The organism is Streptomyces sp. NPDC058880, assembly GCF_042742535.1.
GTDB lineage: Bacteria > Actinomycetota > Actinomycetes > Streptomycetales > Streptomycetaceae > Streptomyces.
Genome location: NZ_JBHYMC010000069.1, coordinates 21,934 through 38,286, shown reverse-complemented (window position 1 = coordinate 38,286; position 16,353 = coordinate 21,934). Strand labels below are relative to the sequence as shown.

14 protein-coding genes are annotated in these 16,353 nt (G+C 70.9%); 4 read left to right on the top strand and 10 right to left on the bottom strand.

The genetic code is table 11. The features are described 5' to 3' along the window. Positions 1–140: 140 nt before the first annotated feature. The 9 genes from pssA to ACFW2G_RS28265 all read right to left on the bottom strand — a co-directional run bounded on the left by pssA (position 141) and on the right by ACFW2G_RS28265 (position 11,149). Positions 141–923 carry a CDP-diacylglycerol--serine O-phosphatidyltransferase gene (gene pssA / locus ACFW2G_RS28305; protein ID WP_370466674.1) on the bottom strand — a complete coding sequence of 261 codons (783 nt, stop codon included), beginning with the start codon at positions 921–923 and terminating at the stop codon, positions 141–143. Positions 924–987: 64 nt separating this feature from the next. Then, positions 988–1,644: a phosphatidylserine decarboxylase gene (locus ACFW2G_RS28300; protein ID WP_384446821.1), complete on the bottom strand. Its 657-nt coding sequence runs from the start codon at positions 1,642–1,644 to the stop codon at positions 988–990. 186 nt (positions 1,645–1,830) lie between these two features. Beyond that, positions 1,831–3,036, bottom strand: coding sequence for an acyl-CoA dehydrogenase family protein (locus tag ACFW2G_RS28295; RefSeq protein ID WP_031158096.1), 1,206 nt, complete (start codon positions 3,034–3,036; stop codon positions 1,831–1,833). A gap of 2 nt (positions 3,037–3,038) precedes the next feature. Then, positions 3,039–3,551, bottom strand: a complete 513-nt coding sequence (locus ACFW2G_RS28290) for a MaoC family dehydratase (RefSeq protein ID WP_037915814.1) — start codon at positions 3,549–3,551, stop codon at positions 3,039–3,041. Between the two features lie 15 nt (positions 3,552–3,566). Then, positions 3,567–4,541 carry a CoA ester lyase gene (locus tag ACFW2G_RS28285; protein WP_037915816.1) on the bottom strand — a complete coding sequence of 325 codons (975 nt, stop codon included), beginning with the start codon at positions 4,539–4,541 and terminating at the stop codon, positions 3,567–3,569. After that, the gene (locus tag ACFW2G_RS28280) at positions 4,538–6,616 is read right to left on the bottom strand and encodes a protein meaA (RefSeq protein WP_384446816.1); all 2,079 of its coding nucleotides are present in this window, start codon (positions 6,614–6,616) and stop codon (positions 4,538–4,540) included. The genes ACFW2G_RS28285 and ACFW2G_RS28280 overlap by 4 nt, the downstream gene beginning before the upstream one ends. 31 nt (positions 6,617–6,647) lie before the next feature. Then, positions 6,648–7,985 (bottom strand): crotonyl-CoA carboxylase/reductase, encoded by a 1,338-nt coding sequence (gene ccrA, locus ACFW2G_RS28275; protein ID WP_037915821.1) that lies wholly within the window; start codon positions 7,983–7,985, stop codon positions 6,648–6,650. 388 nt (positions 7,986–8,373) lie between these two features. After that, positions 8,374–9,189, bottom strand: coding sequence for a TetR family transcriptional regulator (locus tag ACFW2G_RS28270; RefSeq protein WP_037915824.1), 816 nt, complete (start codon positions 9,187–9,189; stop codon positions 8,374–8,376). 163 nt (positions 9,190–9,352) lie between these two features. Beyond that, positions 9,353–11,149: a 3-hydroxyacyl-CoA dehydrogenase family protein gene (locus tag ACFW2G_RS28265; RefSeq protein WP_037915826.1), complete on the bottom strand. Its 1,797-nt coding sequence runs from the start codon at positions 11,147–11,149 to the stop codon at positions 9,353–9,355. A 398-nt stretch (positions 11,150–11,547) separates the two neighbouring features. Here ACFW2G_RS28265 and ACFW2G_RS28260 point away from each other — a divergent pair, with 398 nt between their 5' ends. Then, entirely contained in the window at positions 11,548–12,102 is a 555-nt protein-coding gene (locus tag ACFW2G_RS28260) for an adenylosuccinate lyase (RefSeq protein ID WP_384446813.1), read from the top strand. Between the two features lie 12 nt (positions 12,103–12,114). Beyond that, positions 12,115–12,528, top strand: a complete 414-nt coding sequence (locus ACFW2G_RS28255) for a RidA family protein (RefSeq protein WP_384446811.1) — start codon at positions 12,115–12,117, stop codon at positions 12,526–12,528. Positions 12,529–12,582: 54 nt separating this feature from the next. On the opposite strand, the gene ACFW2G_RS28250 is transcribed toward ACFW2G_RS28255, so the two are convergent. Next, positions 12,583–14,157 carry an alpha/beta hydrolase gene (locus ACFW2G_RS28250; RefSeq protein ID WP_384580913.1) on the bottom strand — a complete coding sequence of 525 codons (1,575 nt, stop codon included), beginning with the start codon at positions 14,155–14,157 and terminating at the stop codon, positions 12,583–12,585. Between the two features lie 689 nt (positions 14,158–14,846). Between ACFW2G_RS28250 and ACFW2G_RS28245 the strand changes: the two genes are divergently transcribed. Further along, on the top strand, positions 14,847–15,296 hold the full coding sequence (locus ACFW2G_RS28245; RefSeq protein ID WP_037915836.1) for an SRPBCC family protein: 450 nt from the start codon (positions 14,847–14,849) through the stop codon (positions 15,294–15,296). Between the two features lie 223 nt (positions 15,297–15,519). Next, positions 15,520–16,353 (top strand): M55 family metallopeptidase, encoded by an 834-nt coding sequence (locus tag ACFW2G_RS28240; RefSeq protein WP_037915838.1) that lies wholly within the window; start codon positions 15,520–15,522, stop codon positions 16,351–16,353.

The window sequence follows — 16,353 nt, the reverse complement described above, 5'->3', positions numbered from 1 at the left end:
CAAGACGCTCGACTGGGATACCCCAGCCGAGCGTCTACGTGATCTACTCACCACCTGAAACCAAGTGGTGTTGCGACGACCCCTTGAACCCAAGCGGTGGCATCCGGGGCCTTCCACGTACGGCCGGCGCAGCGACTGCGCTAGCGCAGCGACGTCGCTCGTGCCTCGCGGCGGTTGTGGCGGAAGGTGTTGGCCCTCCGCGTCGTCGCGAACAGCGGAATGGTCGCGGCCATGGCGATCTGCAGCGCACAGCCGGTCTGGAGCAGCATCTGGCCGCCCGGCGCGTCGAACGCCCAGGCCGCCAGCAGGCCCATCGCACTGATGATCCAGCAGAGCATCGCCACCGCGAGGACACCCCGCGGCTTGGGGTACTCGACCCGGCTCACCATCAGCCACGCCACCCCGACGATCGCCAGCAGTGTCGGGATGAACGGGAGCTCCAGCAGCACGATCGAGACGACCGTCAGCGCGCCGAAGGGGCTCGGCATGCCCTGGAACATGCCGTCCTTCATCGTCACGCAGCTGAATCTCGCCAGGCGGAGCACCACGGCGAGCAGCACCACGATCGCGGCCAGCGCCGACACCTTCTGGTCCGCGTCGACGGCGACCATGCCGTAGACGAGGACGAAGTAGGCGGGGGCGAGACCGAAGCTGATCAGGTCGGACAGGTTGTCCAGCTCGGCACCCATCGGCGAGCTGCGCAGCTTGCGGGCCACGATGCCGTCGAAGAGGTCGAAGACCGCGGCGAGCAGCATCAGTATCACGGCAGTGGCGGCGCTGTTGCGGGCCATGCCCGTCTCGCCGCTCCCGGTGAGGTGCGGGATGAGGATTCCGGTGGTGGTGAAGTACACCGCCATGAATCCGCACGTGGCGTTGCCGAGGGTGAGCGTGTCCGCTATCGACAGCCGCAGCGAGAGCGGCATGTCGTCCTCGGCGGACTCCTCCTCGGCGGACTCGGGCACCCAGCCGGTGGCCGGAGTCTCAGGGTCAGTCACGGTCAATTCGTGTCACCCCCGCGGTGGTGGCCTGACCGACCTCGACCGCGACCTCGACGCCCTCCGGGAGGTAGATGTCGACGCGGGAGCCGAAGCGGATCAGACCGATGCGTTCGCCCTGCTCCACCTTGGTGCCGGCCGGCAGGTACGGGACGATGCGGCGGGCGACGGCGCCGGCGATCTGCACCATCTCGATGTCACCGAGCTCGGTGTCGAAGTGCCAGACAACGCGCTCGTTGTTCTCGCTCTCCTTGTTGAAGGCCGGGACGAATCCGCCGGGGACGTGCTCCACGGACGTCACCGTGCCCGCCAGGGGCGCGCGGTTGACGTGGACGTTGAGCGGGCTCATGAAGATCGCGACCCGGGTCCGTCCGTCCTTCCACGGCATGATGCTCTGCACCACACCGTCGGCGGGCGAGATGACACGGCCCTGAGCGATCTCGCGCTCCGGGTCACGGAAGAACCACAGCATGCCCGCGGCGAGCGCGGTTGCGGGCACGGCCGCGGCTGCCCAGCGCCCGGACTTGCGGGCCCGGGTGAGGCTGAGCGCCGCGGTGGCGACGGTCGGCAGAAGCCACGGCGATGCTCCGCGGGCGAGACGTACGCCGAGTCGGCTGTCGCGGGCTGCAGAGGTTTGGCTGTGGGGCATGGATGACCTTCGTAGCGGGTGATTGCCGCGCCGCAAACAGGGGGACGGGACGGCGGCTTTACTGGAATGCTATCGGTTGCGCGCAACAACTGGGCAAGCCAGAAGCCGAGTCGATGGCCGTCGGCCAGTGACTGGTAGTGACCTTGCTGCGACGGACCCTGGGAGGATCCGTCGCAAAAGGGACTTTCAGCCCTGGAGTCGGTACTCCTCGAGCAGGCGTCGCCCGATGATCATTTTCTGGATCTCGGCGGTACCTTCACCGATCAGCAGCATCGGAGCCTCGCGGTAGAGGCGCTCGATCTCGTACTCCTTCGAGAATCCGTATCCGCCGTGGATCCGGAAGGCGTCCTCCACCACCTCCTTGCAGTACTCGGAGGCGAGGTACTTCGCCATCCCTGCTTCGAGGTCGTTTCGTTCCCCGGAGTCCTTTTTGCGTGCTGCATTCACCATCATCGCATGAGCGGCTTCGACCTTGGTAGCCATCTCGGCCAGCTTGAACTGGATGGCCTGGTGTTCGGCGATCGCCTTGCCGAAAGTGTGACGCTGCTGGGCATATGAGACGCCGAGTTCGAAAGCACGCTGAGCGACGCCGCAGCCACGCGCCGCCACGTTGACGCGGCCGACCTCGACGCCGTCCATCATTTGGTAAAACCCTCGGCCCGTCTGGCCGCCGAGGACGCGATTGGCCGGAATGCGCAGTCCGTCCATGATGAGCTCGGTCGTGTCGACGCCCTTGTAGCCCATCTTGTCGATCTTGCCGGGGATGGTCAGGCCGGGACGGACCTCACCGAAGCCGGGCTCCTTCTCGACGAGGAAGGTCGTCATCGACTTGTGCGGCGCGGTGCCCTCGGGGTGTCCTTCGTCACTCCGGACGAGAACAGCCACCAGGGTGGAGCTGCCGCCGTTCGTCAGCCACATCTTCTGGCCGTTCAGGACGTACTCGTCGCCGTCCTTCACCGCCTTGGACGTGATGGCCGACACGTCGGAGCCGAGCGCCGGCTCCGACATCGAGAAGGCGCCGCGCACCTCGCCCAGCGCCATGCGCGGGAGGAAGTGGTCCTTCTGCTCCTGCGTGCCGTGCTGCTTGAGCATGTACGCCACGATGAAGTGCGTGTTGATGATGCCCGAGACGGACATCCAGCCGCGCGCGATCTCCTCGACGCACAGCGCGTAGGTGAGGAGCGACTCACCCAGGCCGCCGTACTCCTCCGGGATCATCAGCCCGAAGAGGCCGAGCTCCTTGAGGCCGTCGACGATCTGCTGCGGGTACTCGTCGCGGTGCTCCAGCTCGGTGGCGACCGGGATGATCTCCTTGTCGACGAACTCGCGGACGGTCTTGAGGATCTCCCGCTGGACGTCGGTCAGCCCGGCGGTCTGGGCGAGTCGGGCCATGGCTACTTCTCCTGGGTCTTCGGCCGGGGGCGGCCGGGCTGCTCGCCGCCGCGCTCCTTGATGTAGGTCTCGGTCGGGACCATCACCTTGCGCCGGAAGACGCAGACGAGGGTGCCGTCCTGCTTGTAGCCCTTGGTCTCCACGTAGACGATGCCGCGGTCGTTCTTCGACTTCGACGGCGTCTTGTCGAGGACCGTGGTCTCGCCGTAGATCGTGTCGCCGTGGAAGGTCGGCGCCACGTGCCGCAGGGACTCGATCTCCAGGTTGGCGATGGCCTTCCCGGAGACGTCCGGCACGGACATGCCGAGCAGCAGCGAGTAGATGTAGTTGCCCACGACGACGTTCTTGCCGAAGTCGGTGGTGTTCTCGGCGTAGTTCGCGTCCATGTGGAGCGGGTGGTGGTTCATGGTCAGGAGGCAGAAGAGGTGGTCGTCGTACTCCGTGACCGTCTTCCCGGGCCAGTGCTTGTAGACCGCCCCGACCTCGAACTCCTCGTACGTGCGTCCGAACTGCATGGTGGTCTGTCCTTGTCAGCCGGTGGGAATCTCGAACTTGGTGGTGCGCTGCATGCCGGCCGCCCGGCCCTTGCCCGCGATGACCAGGGCCATCTTGCGGCTGGCCTCGTCGATCATCTCGTCGCCGAGCATCGCCGAGCCCTTCTTGCCGCCGGCCTCCGACGTGCACCAGTCGTACGCGTCGAGGATCAGCTCGGCGTGGTCGTAGTCCTCCTGGGAGGGGGAGAAGACCTCGTTGGCCGCGTCGACCTGGCCGGGGTGCAGCACCCACTTGCCGTCGAAGCCCAGCGCCGCTGCCCGGCCCGCCACCTCGCGGTAGGCGTCCACGTCGCGGATCTGGAGGAAGGGGCCGTCGATCGCCTGGAGGTTGTGCGTCCGGGCCGCCATCAGGATGCGCATGAGGATGTAGTGGTAGGCGTCCGCCGGGTAGCCGGGCGGCTGCATGCCCACGACCAGGGACTTCATGTTGATGGAGGCCATGAAGTCGGCCGGGCCGAAGATGATGGTCTCCAGCCGGGGCGAGGCGGCGGCGATCTCGTCGACGTTCACCAGGCCCTTGGCGTTCTCGATCTGCGCCTCGATGCCGATCTTGCCGACCTCGAAGCCCATCGTCTTCTCGATCTGGGTCAGGAGGAGATCGAGGGCCACGACCTGCTGGGCGTCCTGGACCTTCGGCAGCATGATGCAGTCGAGGTTCTGGCCGGCGCCCTCGACGACCGTGATGACGTCGCGGTAGGTCCAGTGGGTGGTCCAGTCGTTGACGCGCACGACGCGGGTCTTGCCGGTCCAGTCGCCGTTGTTCAGCGCGTCCACGATGGTGTGGCGGGCGCCTTCCTTGGCGAGCGGGGCGCAGGCGTCCTCCAGGTCCAGGAAGACCTGGTCGGCCGGCAGCCCCTGGGCCTTCTCCAGGAACCGCGGGTTCGAGCCGGGCACCGCGAGGCAGGAGCGGCGCGGGCGAAGGCGGTTGACCGGGTGGACTGGCGTGGTCATGCGGGGACCTCCGTGCTTGCAATGATGGCGGCGTTGTCGAGTGGGTCGAGCTTGTTGGCCTTGCGGATCTCGTCGACGATACGGCCGATGATCTCCGTGATGCCGAAGTCCTTCGGCGTGAAGACGGCGGCCACCCCCGCGGCCCTGAGCGCGGCGGCGTCGGCGTTGGGAATGATGCCTCCGACGATGACGGGGATGTCACCCGCCCCCGCGGTGCGCAGCCGTTCCAGGACGTCCGGCACCAGGGCGCTGTGCGATCCGGACAGGATGGACAGTCCCACGCAGTGCACGTCCTCGGCCAGCGCGGCGGAGGAGATCTCCTCCGGCGTCAGCCGGATGCCCTGGTAGACCACCTCGAAGCCGGCGTCGCGGGCGCGGACGGCGATCTGCTCCGCCCCGTTGGAGTGTCCGTCCAGGCCGGGCTTGCCCACCAGCAGGCGCAGCCGGCCCGAGCCGAGGTCGTCGGCGGTGCGGGCCACCTTCTCGCGGACCTCGTGCATCGGCGTGCCCGGTTCGGCGGCGACGGCGACCGGGGCCGAGGAGACGCCGGTCGGGGCGCGGAACTCGCCGAACACCTCGCGCAGCGCGCCCGCCCACTCGCCGGTGGTGACACCGGCCCGGGCGCACTCCAGGGTGGCCTCCATCAGGTTCTCGGTTCCGGCGGCGGCCTCCTTGAGCCGGTCCAGAGCCTGCCCCACGGTGGGGAAGACGAACGGGTCGCCGTTGCCCTGGCGGTCCGAGGACTCCTGCCGCTCGGACCGCCAGCGGCCGATCCGCTCGACGGTGAAGGCCTCCACGGCTCCGTCCACCGTCATGATGGCGCCGTCCAGGTCGGCCGTCAGCGGGTTCGGTTCGGTCTGCTCGAAGCAGTTCACGCCGACGATCTTGTCCTCGCCGGCCTCGATCCGCGCCCGCCGCTCGGCGTGCGAGGAGACCAGCTGGGACTTCAGGTAGCCGGACTCGACGGCGGCCATGGCGCCGCCCATCTCCTGGATCCGGTCGATCTCGGCCAGGCAGTCGGCGACCAGGGAGTCGACTTTGGCTTCGATGACGTGGGATCCGGCGAAGATGTCGTCGTACTCCAGCAGGTCGCTCTCGTGTGCCAGGACCTGCTGGATGCGCAGCGACCACTGCTGGTCCCAGGGCCGGGGCAGGCCCAGCGCCTCGTTCCAGGCGGGCAGCTGTACCGCGCGGGCGCGGGCGTCCTTGGAGAGGGTGACCGCGAGCATCTCCAGCACGATGCGCTGCACGTTGTTCTCCGGCTGCGCTTCGGTGAGTCCGAGGGAGTTGACCTGGACGCCGTAGCGGAAGCGGCGCTGCTTGGCGTTCTCGATGCCGTAGCGCTCCTGGGTGACCTTGTCCCAGATGCGGCCGAAGGCGCGCATCTTGCACATTTCCTCGATGAAGCGGACGCCCGCGTTCACGAAGAAGGAAATGCGGGCGACCACCTCGCCGAAGCGCTCCTCGGGAACCTGCCCGGAGTCGCGCACCGAGTCGAGGACGGCGATCGCCGTGGACATCGCGTACGAGATCTCCTGGACCGGGGTGGCCCCGGCCTCCTGCAGGTGGTAGCTGCAGATGTTGATCGGGTTCCACTTCGGGATGTGGTTGACCGTGTACGCGATCATGTCGGTCGTCAGCCGCAGGGACGGCCCCGGCGGGAAGACGTGCGTCCCGCGCGAGAGGTACTCCTTGACGATGTCGTTCTGGGTGGTGCCCTGGAGCTGGGAGATGTCCGCGCCCTGCTCCTCGGCGGCCACCTGGTAGAGCGCCAGCAGCCACATGGCGGTGGCGTTGATCGTCATCGAGGTGTTCATCTGCTCCAGGGGTATGTCCTGGAACAGCCGCCTCATGTCGCCCAGATGGGAGACCGGGACCCCGACCCGGCCCACCTCGCCGCGGGCGAGGATGTGGTCGGGGTCGTAGCCGGTCTGCGTCGGCAGGTCGAACGCGACCGACAGGCCGGTCTGGCCCTTGGCGAGGTTGCGGCGGTACAGCTCGTTGGACGCCTCGGCCGTGGAGTGGCCGGCGTACGTCCGCATGAGCCACGGACGGTCCTTCTGGCGCTCTGTCATCTCAGGCTGTCCCTTAGGCCTTTGAACGGACTCAGACGTTGCGGAAGCGGTTGATGGCGTCCAGGTGCTGGGCGCGCATCTCGTGGTCGCGGACGCCGAGGCCCTCCTCGGGGGCGAGCGCGAGGACGCCGACCTTGCCCTGGTGGAGGTTGCGGTGGACGTCGTAGGCGGCCTGGCCGGTCTCCTCCAGGGAGTAGACCTTGGAGAGAGTGGGGTGGATCTTGCCCTTGGCGATCAGGCGGTTGGCCTCCCACGCCTCGCGGTAGTTGGCGAAGTGCGAGCCGACGATGCGCTTCAGCGACATCCACAGGTAGCGGTTGTCGTACTGGTGCATGTAGCCCGAGGTCGAGGCGCAGGTGGTGATGGTGCCGCCCTTGCGGGTGACGTAAACGCTCGCGCCGAAGGTCTCGCGGCCCGGGTGCTCGAAGACGATGTCGATGTCCTCGCCACCGGTCAGCTCACGGATCTTGGAGCCGAAGCGCTTCCACTCGCGCGGGTCCTGGGTGTGCTCGTCCTTCCAGAACGTGTAGCCCTCGGCGTTGCGGTCGATGACCGCGGTGGCGCCCATGGACCGGCAGATGTCGGCCTTCTCGGGGGAGGAGACCACGCAGATCGGATTGGCGCCGCCGGCCAGCGCGAACTGGGTGGCGTAGGAGCCGAGGCCGCCGCTGGCGCCCCAGATCAGGACGTTGTCGCCCTGCTTCATGCCGGCGCCGTTTTGGGAGACCAGCTGGCGGTAGGCGGTGGAGTTGACCAGGCCGGGGGCGGCGGCCTCCTCCCAGCTCAGGTGGTCGGGCTTCGGCATCAGCTGGTTGGACTTGACGAGCGCGATCTCGGCCAGGCCGCCGAAGTTGGTCTCGAAGCCCCAGATGCGCTGCTCGGGGTCGAGCATCGTGTCGTTGTGGCCGTCGGAGGACTCCAGCTCGACGGAGAGGCAGTGGGCGACGACCTCGTCGCCCGGGTTCCAGGCGTTGACACCGGGGCCGGTGCGCAGGACGACGCCCGCGAGGTCGGAGCCGATGACGTGGTAGGGGAGGTCGTGGCGCTTGGTGAGCTCCGACAGGCGCCCGTAGCGCTCCAGGAAGCTGAAGGTGGAGACGGGCTCGAAGATCGAGGTCCACACGGAGTTGTAGTTGACCGAGGAGGCCATGACGGCCACCAGGGCCTCGCCCGGGCCCAGCTCGGGGAGCGGGACGTGGTCCAGGTGCAGGGACTTGCGCGGGTCCTTCTCGCGGGTGGTGAGCCCGGCGAACATCTCCGCCTCGTCCTTGTGCACGGTGATCGCGCGGTAGGAGTCGGGGAGCGGCAGGGCGGCGAAGTCTGCGGCGGTGGCGGACTGCGACTGAATCGCGTCCAGGATGTCCTTCACGGTGAGCCTCCGGCTAGCGCTGATGAGGGTGCGCTGAGGTGAACGGGTGCGTGGAGCGGGTGCGGTGTGCCGTCGGTCCGGCTGTGCTGTGGTGCTGGGCGCCGCCCGTGGTGGGGCGTGCGGGTGCCTGGTGACGCAGGCGTCCGGGGCGCGTTCCGTGCCGTGTGGGCGTGGGTCGCGGGGACATCCGGACGAGATTCAACGTATGGCACCCCGTGTCACCCGGCAAGGCACCGCGTGCCAAAACTTTCTCTCATTTGCCTATTGACCTGCGCAGATGAGCGATGATCGATCAAAGTTACCGCCGAGTAGGGGCAAGCCGGACATACGAAAGCGGCCGCCCCCTCCTCGGGGACGGCCGCTGTGACGAGCATCGCTTCCGGTGTCGCTACCTCGCGCGCAGTGCCTCTTCGATGGTCCGCATGACCTCGTCCAGGGGTGCGTCGGTCCGGGCCACCGCCACCAGCACCTCGCCCTCCGTGCGGACGGCCGCCGGCGCGGAGGGCGCCGCCGGGCTCAGGGTGCGGCCCGCGCCGATCCCCGTGCCGAAGGTCTTGCGCACGATCGAGAAGGCGTGGTCCAGCTGCGCCTCCACGTCGCCCTGGCCCCCGGCCCGCAGCCAGCGCCGCAGCACGTGGTTGTGGGCCGTGACTACGGCCGAGGCGGCCACCTCGGCCAGCAGCGGATCGTCGTTGCCGTCGTGGTGGTCGGTCTCGTCGAAGTGCGCCAGCAGGTAGCGGGTGAAGAGCCGCTCGTACCGGGCCACGGAGGCGATCTCCCGCTCCCGCAGCGCCGGCACCTCCCGCGTCAGCCGGTAGCGCTCCACCGACACCGCGGGCGAGGCGGCGTACATCTTCATGACTTCCTTGATCCCGCGGCACACGGTGTCGAGCGGGTGCTCGTGCGCCGGGGCCACGTCGAGGACCGCCTCGGCGCGGATCAGGGTGTCGTCGTGGTCCGGGAAGATCGCCTCTTCCTTCGACCGGAAGTGCCGGAAGAAGGTCCGCCGCGCGACCCCGGCCGTCGCGGCGATCTCGTCGACCGTCGTCGCCTCGTACCCCTTCGTCGCGAACAGCTCCATGGCCGCGGCGGCGAGCTCGCGGCGCATTTTGAGCCGCTGGGCGGCAGCCCGGGTGCCGGCCGCGCTCTCCGGCGCGTCGGGGGCCGAGGAGGCGCGGGGCGAGGTCTTGGCGGGCTGGGACATAGAGCGAAAGTACTTCATTCGCGCGGGGGTGCGCGCCGGAGGGGGGTGGGAGAGGGGTGGATGCGGGGGAGAGCCCGCACTGGGCTCGGGAAGGTCAGTCCGCCGTGAGGGTCCGGCGGACCCGAGCAGCCCTCCCCACGCATCCGGCTCATGGCCCGCTCGGTTACCGCCGGGCGTACTCACGGAATCCGCGGCCGGTCTTCCGGCCCAGGCAGCCCGCCGCCACCAGGTGCTCCAGCAGCGGGGACGGGGCCAGGCCCGGGTCGCGGAACTCCTTGTGGAGAACCTTCTCGATGGCCAGCGAGACGTCGAGGCCGACCACGTCGAGCAGCTCGAACGGCCCCATCGGGTAGCCGCCGCCCAGCTTCATGGCCGCGTCGATCTGGTCGAGGCTCGCGTAGTGCTCCTCCACCATCTTGATCGCGTTGTTGAGGTAGGGGAACAGCAACGCGTTCACGATGAAGCCGGCCCGGTCCCCGCAGTCCACCGGGTGCTTGCGCACCTTCACGCAGATCTCGCGGACAGTGGCGTGCACGTCGTCGGCCGTCAGGACCGTCCGGACGACCTCGACCAGCTTCATCGCCGGGGCCGGGTTGAAGAAGTGCATGCCGATCACGTCCTGTGGGCGCGAGGTCACCCGGGCCACCGCGATCACCGGCAGCGAGGAGGTGGTGGTGGCCAGCACCGCACCCGGCTTGCAGACCTTGTCCAGCGTCGCGAACAGCTCCTGCTTGACCGCCAGGTCCTCGGCGACCGCCTCCACCGCCAGGTCCACCTCGGCGAAGGCATCCAGCGAACCCGCCGGGGTGATCCGGTCCAGGGTGCCGTCCGCCGCCTCCTGGGTCAGCCGGCCCTTGGACACCGCACGGCCCAGGGACTTGCCGATGGCGGCCTTGGCGGCCTCCGCCTTCTCCTGGCTGCGCGCCGCCAGGACCACGTCGAACCCGGCCTGGGCGAAGACCTGCGCGATGCCGCTCGCCATGGTGCCGGAACCGGCCACGCCGACCGAGCTCACCGGGCGGCCCGCACCCAGCAGGGACCCGTCCAGCGGGGTCTGCAGGTCGCGGACGATCACCGAGCTGCCCGGTGCCTCGTACGTGTAGAAACCGCGCCCGGACTTCTGGCCCGCCAGCCCGGCCTCGGCCAGCTGCCCCAGGATCGGGGCCGGGGCGTGCAGCCGGTCCCCGGAGGAGGCGTACATCGCCTCCAGGACCGTGCGGGCCGTGTCCACGCCGATCAGGTCGAGGAGCGCGAGCGGCCCCATGGGCAGGCCGCAGCCGAGCCGCATCGCCGCGTCGATGTCCTCGCGCGAGGCGTACTTCGCCTCGTACATGGCGGCGGCCTGGTTCAGGTAGCCGAAGAGCAGGCCGTCCGCGACGAAGCCGGGCCGGTCGCCGACCGCCACCGGCTCCTTGCCGAGCTCGCGGGCCAGCTCCGTGACCGCCTCCACGGCCGTCGGGGCGGTCAGGACGCACGAGACGACCTCGACCAGCTTCATCGCCGGGACCGGGTTGAAGAAGTGCAGGCCCAAGACCCGCTCGGGGCGCTGGGACTCGGCGGCGAGCCGGGTCACCGACAGGGCGTTGGTGCCCGTGGCCAGGATCGTGTCGGGCCGCACGACCGCGTCGAGCTCGCGGAACACCTGCTGCTTGACCTCGTACGACTCCGGCACGACCTCGATGACGAGATCGGCCTCGGCTGCGGCTGCCAGGTCGGTGAAGGTGCGGAAGCGGGCCAGGACGTCCGCCTGCTCCTGCTCGGTGAGTCGCTCCCGGGCGACGGAGCGCGCGGTCGCGGCGGCGAGGGAGGCGGCGGCCCGGCGGGCGGCGGTCTCGCTGATGTCGATGCCGATGACCTCGCGGCCGGCCCGCGCGAGGACCTCGGCGATGCCGGTGCCCATCGTGCCGAGGCCGACGACGGCGATGGTCTGGAGGGTGGGCTGACTGGACTGACGGTCCATCGAGGGACTCCAGTGGAAGAGGGTGACGACTGAGGGGGCGCGCGGCGCACGTCGCGCGCGGATGCCGTACGGAGTGCCGTGCGGTGAGGAGCCCGGGGCGGCAACGGCCCGGGCCGGAACCCGGCGGGGAGGAACCCGCAGGGGCGAAAGCGGCAGGACCCTGTCCCGGGGCCACGCCGTGCAGTGCGAAACGAACCGACCGGCACGGGGCGGCTGCGTCACCAGGCCGCCCTCGTAGGTGTTGCCACGACAGTAACTCGCCGGTAACTGGTGCGCCAGAGCGCGGACATGTGACCTGTACCGCCGAAATGTACCGATCATCGATCATCGATCAACCGCCCTTGAACATCTCGACGAACCCGGTGTGCCGACCGCCCCGCCGCCCTAGGGTGAGCCGGGTGAACGACGTGCTGGAGCGCCTGCGGGCGGAAGCGGGCGGGTCCCCCGAGTACGAGGCGCTGCGCGCGGCCGGCCCCGATGCGCTCGCGGACGCACTGACCTCGGCCGGGCTGCCCCTGTGGGCCCGCGAGCTGGCCGCGTACCGGCTCGGCCTCGCCGGGGACCGGCGGGCCTTCGAATCCCTGGTGCTGCTCCTCAACCACCGGGACCCGCCCCGCTGCGCGGCCGCGGCGGAGGCGCTGGCCGTCCTCGGCGACCCGCGCACCGCCCGCGCCGCCGCGGCCCTCGCCACCAACGGCCTGCGCACGGCCTACGCCCTCCAGCCCGTCCGGCTGCTCACCGCCCTGCGCGCCCCCGAGTCCGTACCGGCCCTGCTCACCACGCTGGCGCGGCTGCTGTCCCCGAACGACCCCTACTGGCGGGTGGCCCTGGCCTGTGTCGAGGGCTTGGGCGCCCTCGGCGACCCCCGCGCGCGCGAACTCCTCACCCGAGCCCAGTCCCACCCCCGCCTGGCGGTGGCCGCGACCACCGCGCTGCGCGCCCTCGAGGGCTGACAGGATCGGCCCATGACCGATCACAACGGAAGCCGCCTGACCCGCATATCCGCACCCGAAGGGGTCAGCCCCGGTGCCCACTACAGCCACGTCGTCCTCGGCACGGGACGGTTCGTCGCCGTCTCGGGGCAGTGCGCCCTCGACGAGAAGGGCGCGGTCGTCGGCGAGGGTGACGCCCGCGCGCAGGCCCGTCAGGTCTTCGAGAACCTCCGGCGATGCCTGGCCGCCGCCGGAGCCACCTTCGACGACGTCGTGAAGCTGACGTACTTCGTCACCGACGTCGCGCACCTTCCCGCGGTACGGGAGGCGCGCGAAGTCGTCATCCCCGCCGACCGGCTGCCCGCGTCCTCGGCCGTCCAGGTCTCGGCCCTGTTCCGGCCGGAACTCCTGGTGGAGGTGGAGGCCTTCGCGGTCCTGCCGGCCTGAGACCGGCCCGGGGCCGGCGGGCGACGGCGCGCGGCCCGCCCGCCGGCCCCGCGGTCAGCCGCGGAAGCCGAGCAAGCCGTGCAGGGCCGCGCCGCCCGCCGCGGACGGTACGGCCCGGGTCGCCGTGGTCGGCTGCGGGGCCGCCTGCGCCGGGCAGGAGGCGTCCGCGGCCTGCCCCGTCCTCAGGTAGGCCGCCACCTTCTCGTCCAGGCACGTGTTCCCGCTCAGCGCGATGCCGTGGTTGCCGCCGCCCTCCTCGACCACCAGGTGCGAGCCCGCCAGCTTCTCCCGCATGCTGACCGCCCCGTCGAAGGGGGTCGCCGCGTCGCCCGTCGCCTGCAGGAGCAGGGCGGGCGGCAGGTCCGCGTTGGCCACGTCCGGGGCCCGGAGCGGCTCGGCCGGCCAGAACGCACAGGGCGCGTTGTACCAGGCGTTGTTCCAGGTCATGAACGGCGCCTTGGCGTGGGTGCGCCACATGTCGGCGCGCCAGGCGTTCCAGTTCCGGGGCCAGGCCGAGTCCCGGCACTGGACCGCGGTGTAGACGCTGTAGCTGTTGCCCGCCGACGGCTCCACCGCACCGAACCGCTCGTACGCCGCCACCAGGGGCTTGGGGTCCTTCCTCACCCAGTACGCCGCGAAGGCCTCGGCGAGGCTGGGCCAGTAGCCGTCGTAGTAGCCGCCCGGCATGTAGGTGTCCTCCAGCTCCGACGGGCCCACCTTGCCGCCGGCCGGGGTCCCGCGCAGGGCCTGCCGCATCGCGTACCAGCGCGCCTCGACCACCGCCGGGTCGGTGCCCAGCCGGTAGGTGGCGTCGTGCCGGGCGATCCACGCCAGGAACGCCTTGTGGCGGGCGTCGAAGGCGAGGTCCTGGGAGAGGTTGTCCTCGTACCAGACCCCGTCGGGGTCGACGACGGAGTCCAGGACGAGCCGGTGCACCCGGTCCGGGTGGAGCTTGGCGTACACCGCGCCCAGGTAGGTTCCGTAGGAGTAGCCGAAGTAGCTGACGCGCTCGGCGCCGAGGGCGGTGCGCAGCACCTCGATGTCCCGGGCGGCCGAGACGGTCCCGATGTGCGGGAGCACGTCCGCGTGCCGGGCCCCGCAGGACGCGGCGAAGGCCCGCACGCGGTCCAGGTTGGCCCGCTCGGTGGCGGCGTCCTGCGGTACGGAATCGGGGCGCACCGGAGCGAAGTGGCCGGATCCGCAGTCGAGGACCGGCTCGCTCTTGCCGACGCCCCGGGGGTCGAAGCCGATCACGTCGTACTGCGCGGCCACGTCCTTGGGGAGGGCGGAGGCGACGAACCCGGCGAGTGCGCGCCCACTGCCGCCCGGCCCCCCCGGGTTGACGAGCAGGGGACCCTGAGAGGTCTTGGCGGTGTGGGGGACCCGGGTCAGCGCGAGCGTGATCGTCCGGCCGGCGGGCCGGTCGTGGTCGAGGGGCACCTTGAGGGACGCGCACTGGAGCGTCGGGTAGCGGGGCGTCGCGCAGCCGGTCCAGCGCAGTGCCGCCTGCGCGGTCTGTGCGGCCGGGGCGGGCGCGGCCGGGGCGGCCGTCACCGGACTCGCGAGGGCGGCGGCGACGGTGGAGGTCGCCAGCAGGACGGCGGCGCGCTTCGTGAAGGGGTGGAGCATGGGGCCTCCCAGCCGAGGGTTCTGGGCGGAATCGTCCCGGACGTCACGCCCGGAACGCGGGATTGCGCGGGCGATTGGCCCGATGTGATGACCGTTCGGGGCGCGATGGACGGCAGGGGCGGCCGAGCCGCGTGGCCGGTCCGGGCGGCGGTCCGGCCGGGCGTGCGGGGACGGCGGTGTTCCTCCCGGCCGGGCCCCGCCGGGCCGGGCCGATGCCGAATCCGGCCGCCGGTGCGCGGACTTGCCGGCTGATCACCCGCCGGTGCCGGGTGAGCGCGCGGGGGCCGCCGCGTACGTCCGCCCGTGGCGCTCCACGCGGCGCCGGCGGTGTGCCTCCGGCCGGGCGGTGACCCCGGTGCGGGCCCCGGGCCGCAGATGGAGTACCCGGGGTGTCACGGAGGCGGTGCCGGGCACGGTGCGGGCTGGGGACGGCGGCCCCCGGCTGCGCGTGGGGGAGCAACCGGTGCCGGGGACCGGCGGGACCCGTCGGCACCCCGCGGCCGCTCGCGGCGCCGGTGGACGGGTTCTCCCGGTGCGGGGTGCGCCGCGGCGGGAGCGGGGAACGCGTGTACCCGGGATCGTGCGGGCGTGGCACCCCGCGGTGGGGTGGCCGGCCCGGATTTGGGCCACCGCCCCGGAGGTGGTTGGCTTCGCCGTGACGAGCGGACACAACTGCTGGAGGAACAGGTATGGCGCAGGTCGAGGCCACCACGGAGCGCATCATCGGGGCCGACGCGGAGACGGTCTTCGACACGCTGGCGGACTACAGCGGGACCCGGGGCAAGCTGCTGCCCGAGCACTTCAGCGAGTACGAGGTGCGTGAGGGCGGCGACGGCGAGGGCACCCTGGTGCACTGGAAGCTCCAGGCCACCAGCAAGCGCGTGCGCGACTGCCTGCTGGAGGTCACCGAGCCCACCGACGGGCAGCTCGTGGAGAAGGACCGCAACTCCTCCATGGTCACCACCTGGGTGGTCACCCCGGCCGGCGAGGGCAAGTCCAAGGCCGTCGTCACCACCGTGTGGAACGGCGCCGGCGGCATCGGCGGATTCTTCGAGCGCACCTTCGCGCCCAAGGGCCTCGGCCGCATCTACGACGCCCTGCTGGCCAACCTGGCCGCGGAAGTCGAAGGCAAGGCCTGAGCAAGGCCGTTGCCCGGGCCCGGACGGGCCCGGGCAGGGCCGGGCCGACTCACCGGTTCGGGTGGACTTTCCGCTCGGCCCTCCCGGCCGGGCACCGGCCGCGCCCCGGAAGCGAGGACGTCGCGCGCTGATCCGCCCCCGACGGGGCAACAGCCCTTAGGCTGGGCGCTGCGCGTCCCGGTCGCGTCGCGCGCGACCGCGCAACCGACTGCCCGGGGGCCCGATGAAGATCCTCATCTCCGCCGACATGGAAGGCGCCACCGGCGTCACCTGGCCCGCGGACGTCCTGCCCGGCACGCCCCAGTGGGAGCGCTGCCGCTCCATGTTCACCTCCGACGTCAACGCCGCCGTGCTCGGCTTCTACGACGGCGGCGCGGACCGGGTGCTCGTCAACGAGGCCCACTGGACCATGCGCAACCTGCTGCTGGAGCGGCTCGACGCCCGGGCCGAGATGCTCACCGGCCGCCACAAGTCCCTCTCCATGGTCGAGGGCGTCCAGCGCGGCGACGTCGACGGCATCGCCTTCGTCGGCTATCACACGGGCGCCGGCACCGAAGGCGTCCTCGCCCACACCTACCTGGCCAACTCCATCACCGGGGTGTGGCTCAACGGGACCCGTGCGAGCGAGGGGCTGCTCAACGCCCACGTCGTCGCCGAGTACGGAGTCCCGGTCATCCTGGTCACGGGCGACGACCTGACCTGCGTGGACGCAGCCGGCTACGCCCCGGATGCGGTGACCGTAGCGGTCAAGGACCACGTCTCGCGCTACGCCGCCGTCTGCCGGACCCCGGCCCGTACCGCCGCCGACATCCGGGCCGCAGCCAAGGAGGCCACCGCCCTCGCGGTCCGGCGCGAGCCCGTGCCCGGCGGCCCGTACACCGTGGAGCTGGAGTTCGACGCCGAGCACCTCGCCATGTCCGCCACGGTGGTTCCGGGGGTGCGGCGCAGCGGGGAGCGCAGGGTCGCGTACAGCAGCGAGACGATGTACGAGGGGATCCGCGCCTTCAAGGCGGTCACGACGGTCGTCTCGGCGGCCGTGGAGGAGCAGTATGGCTGA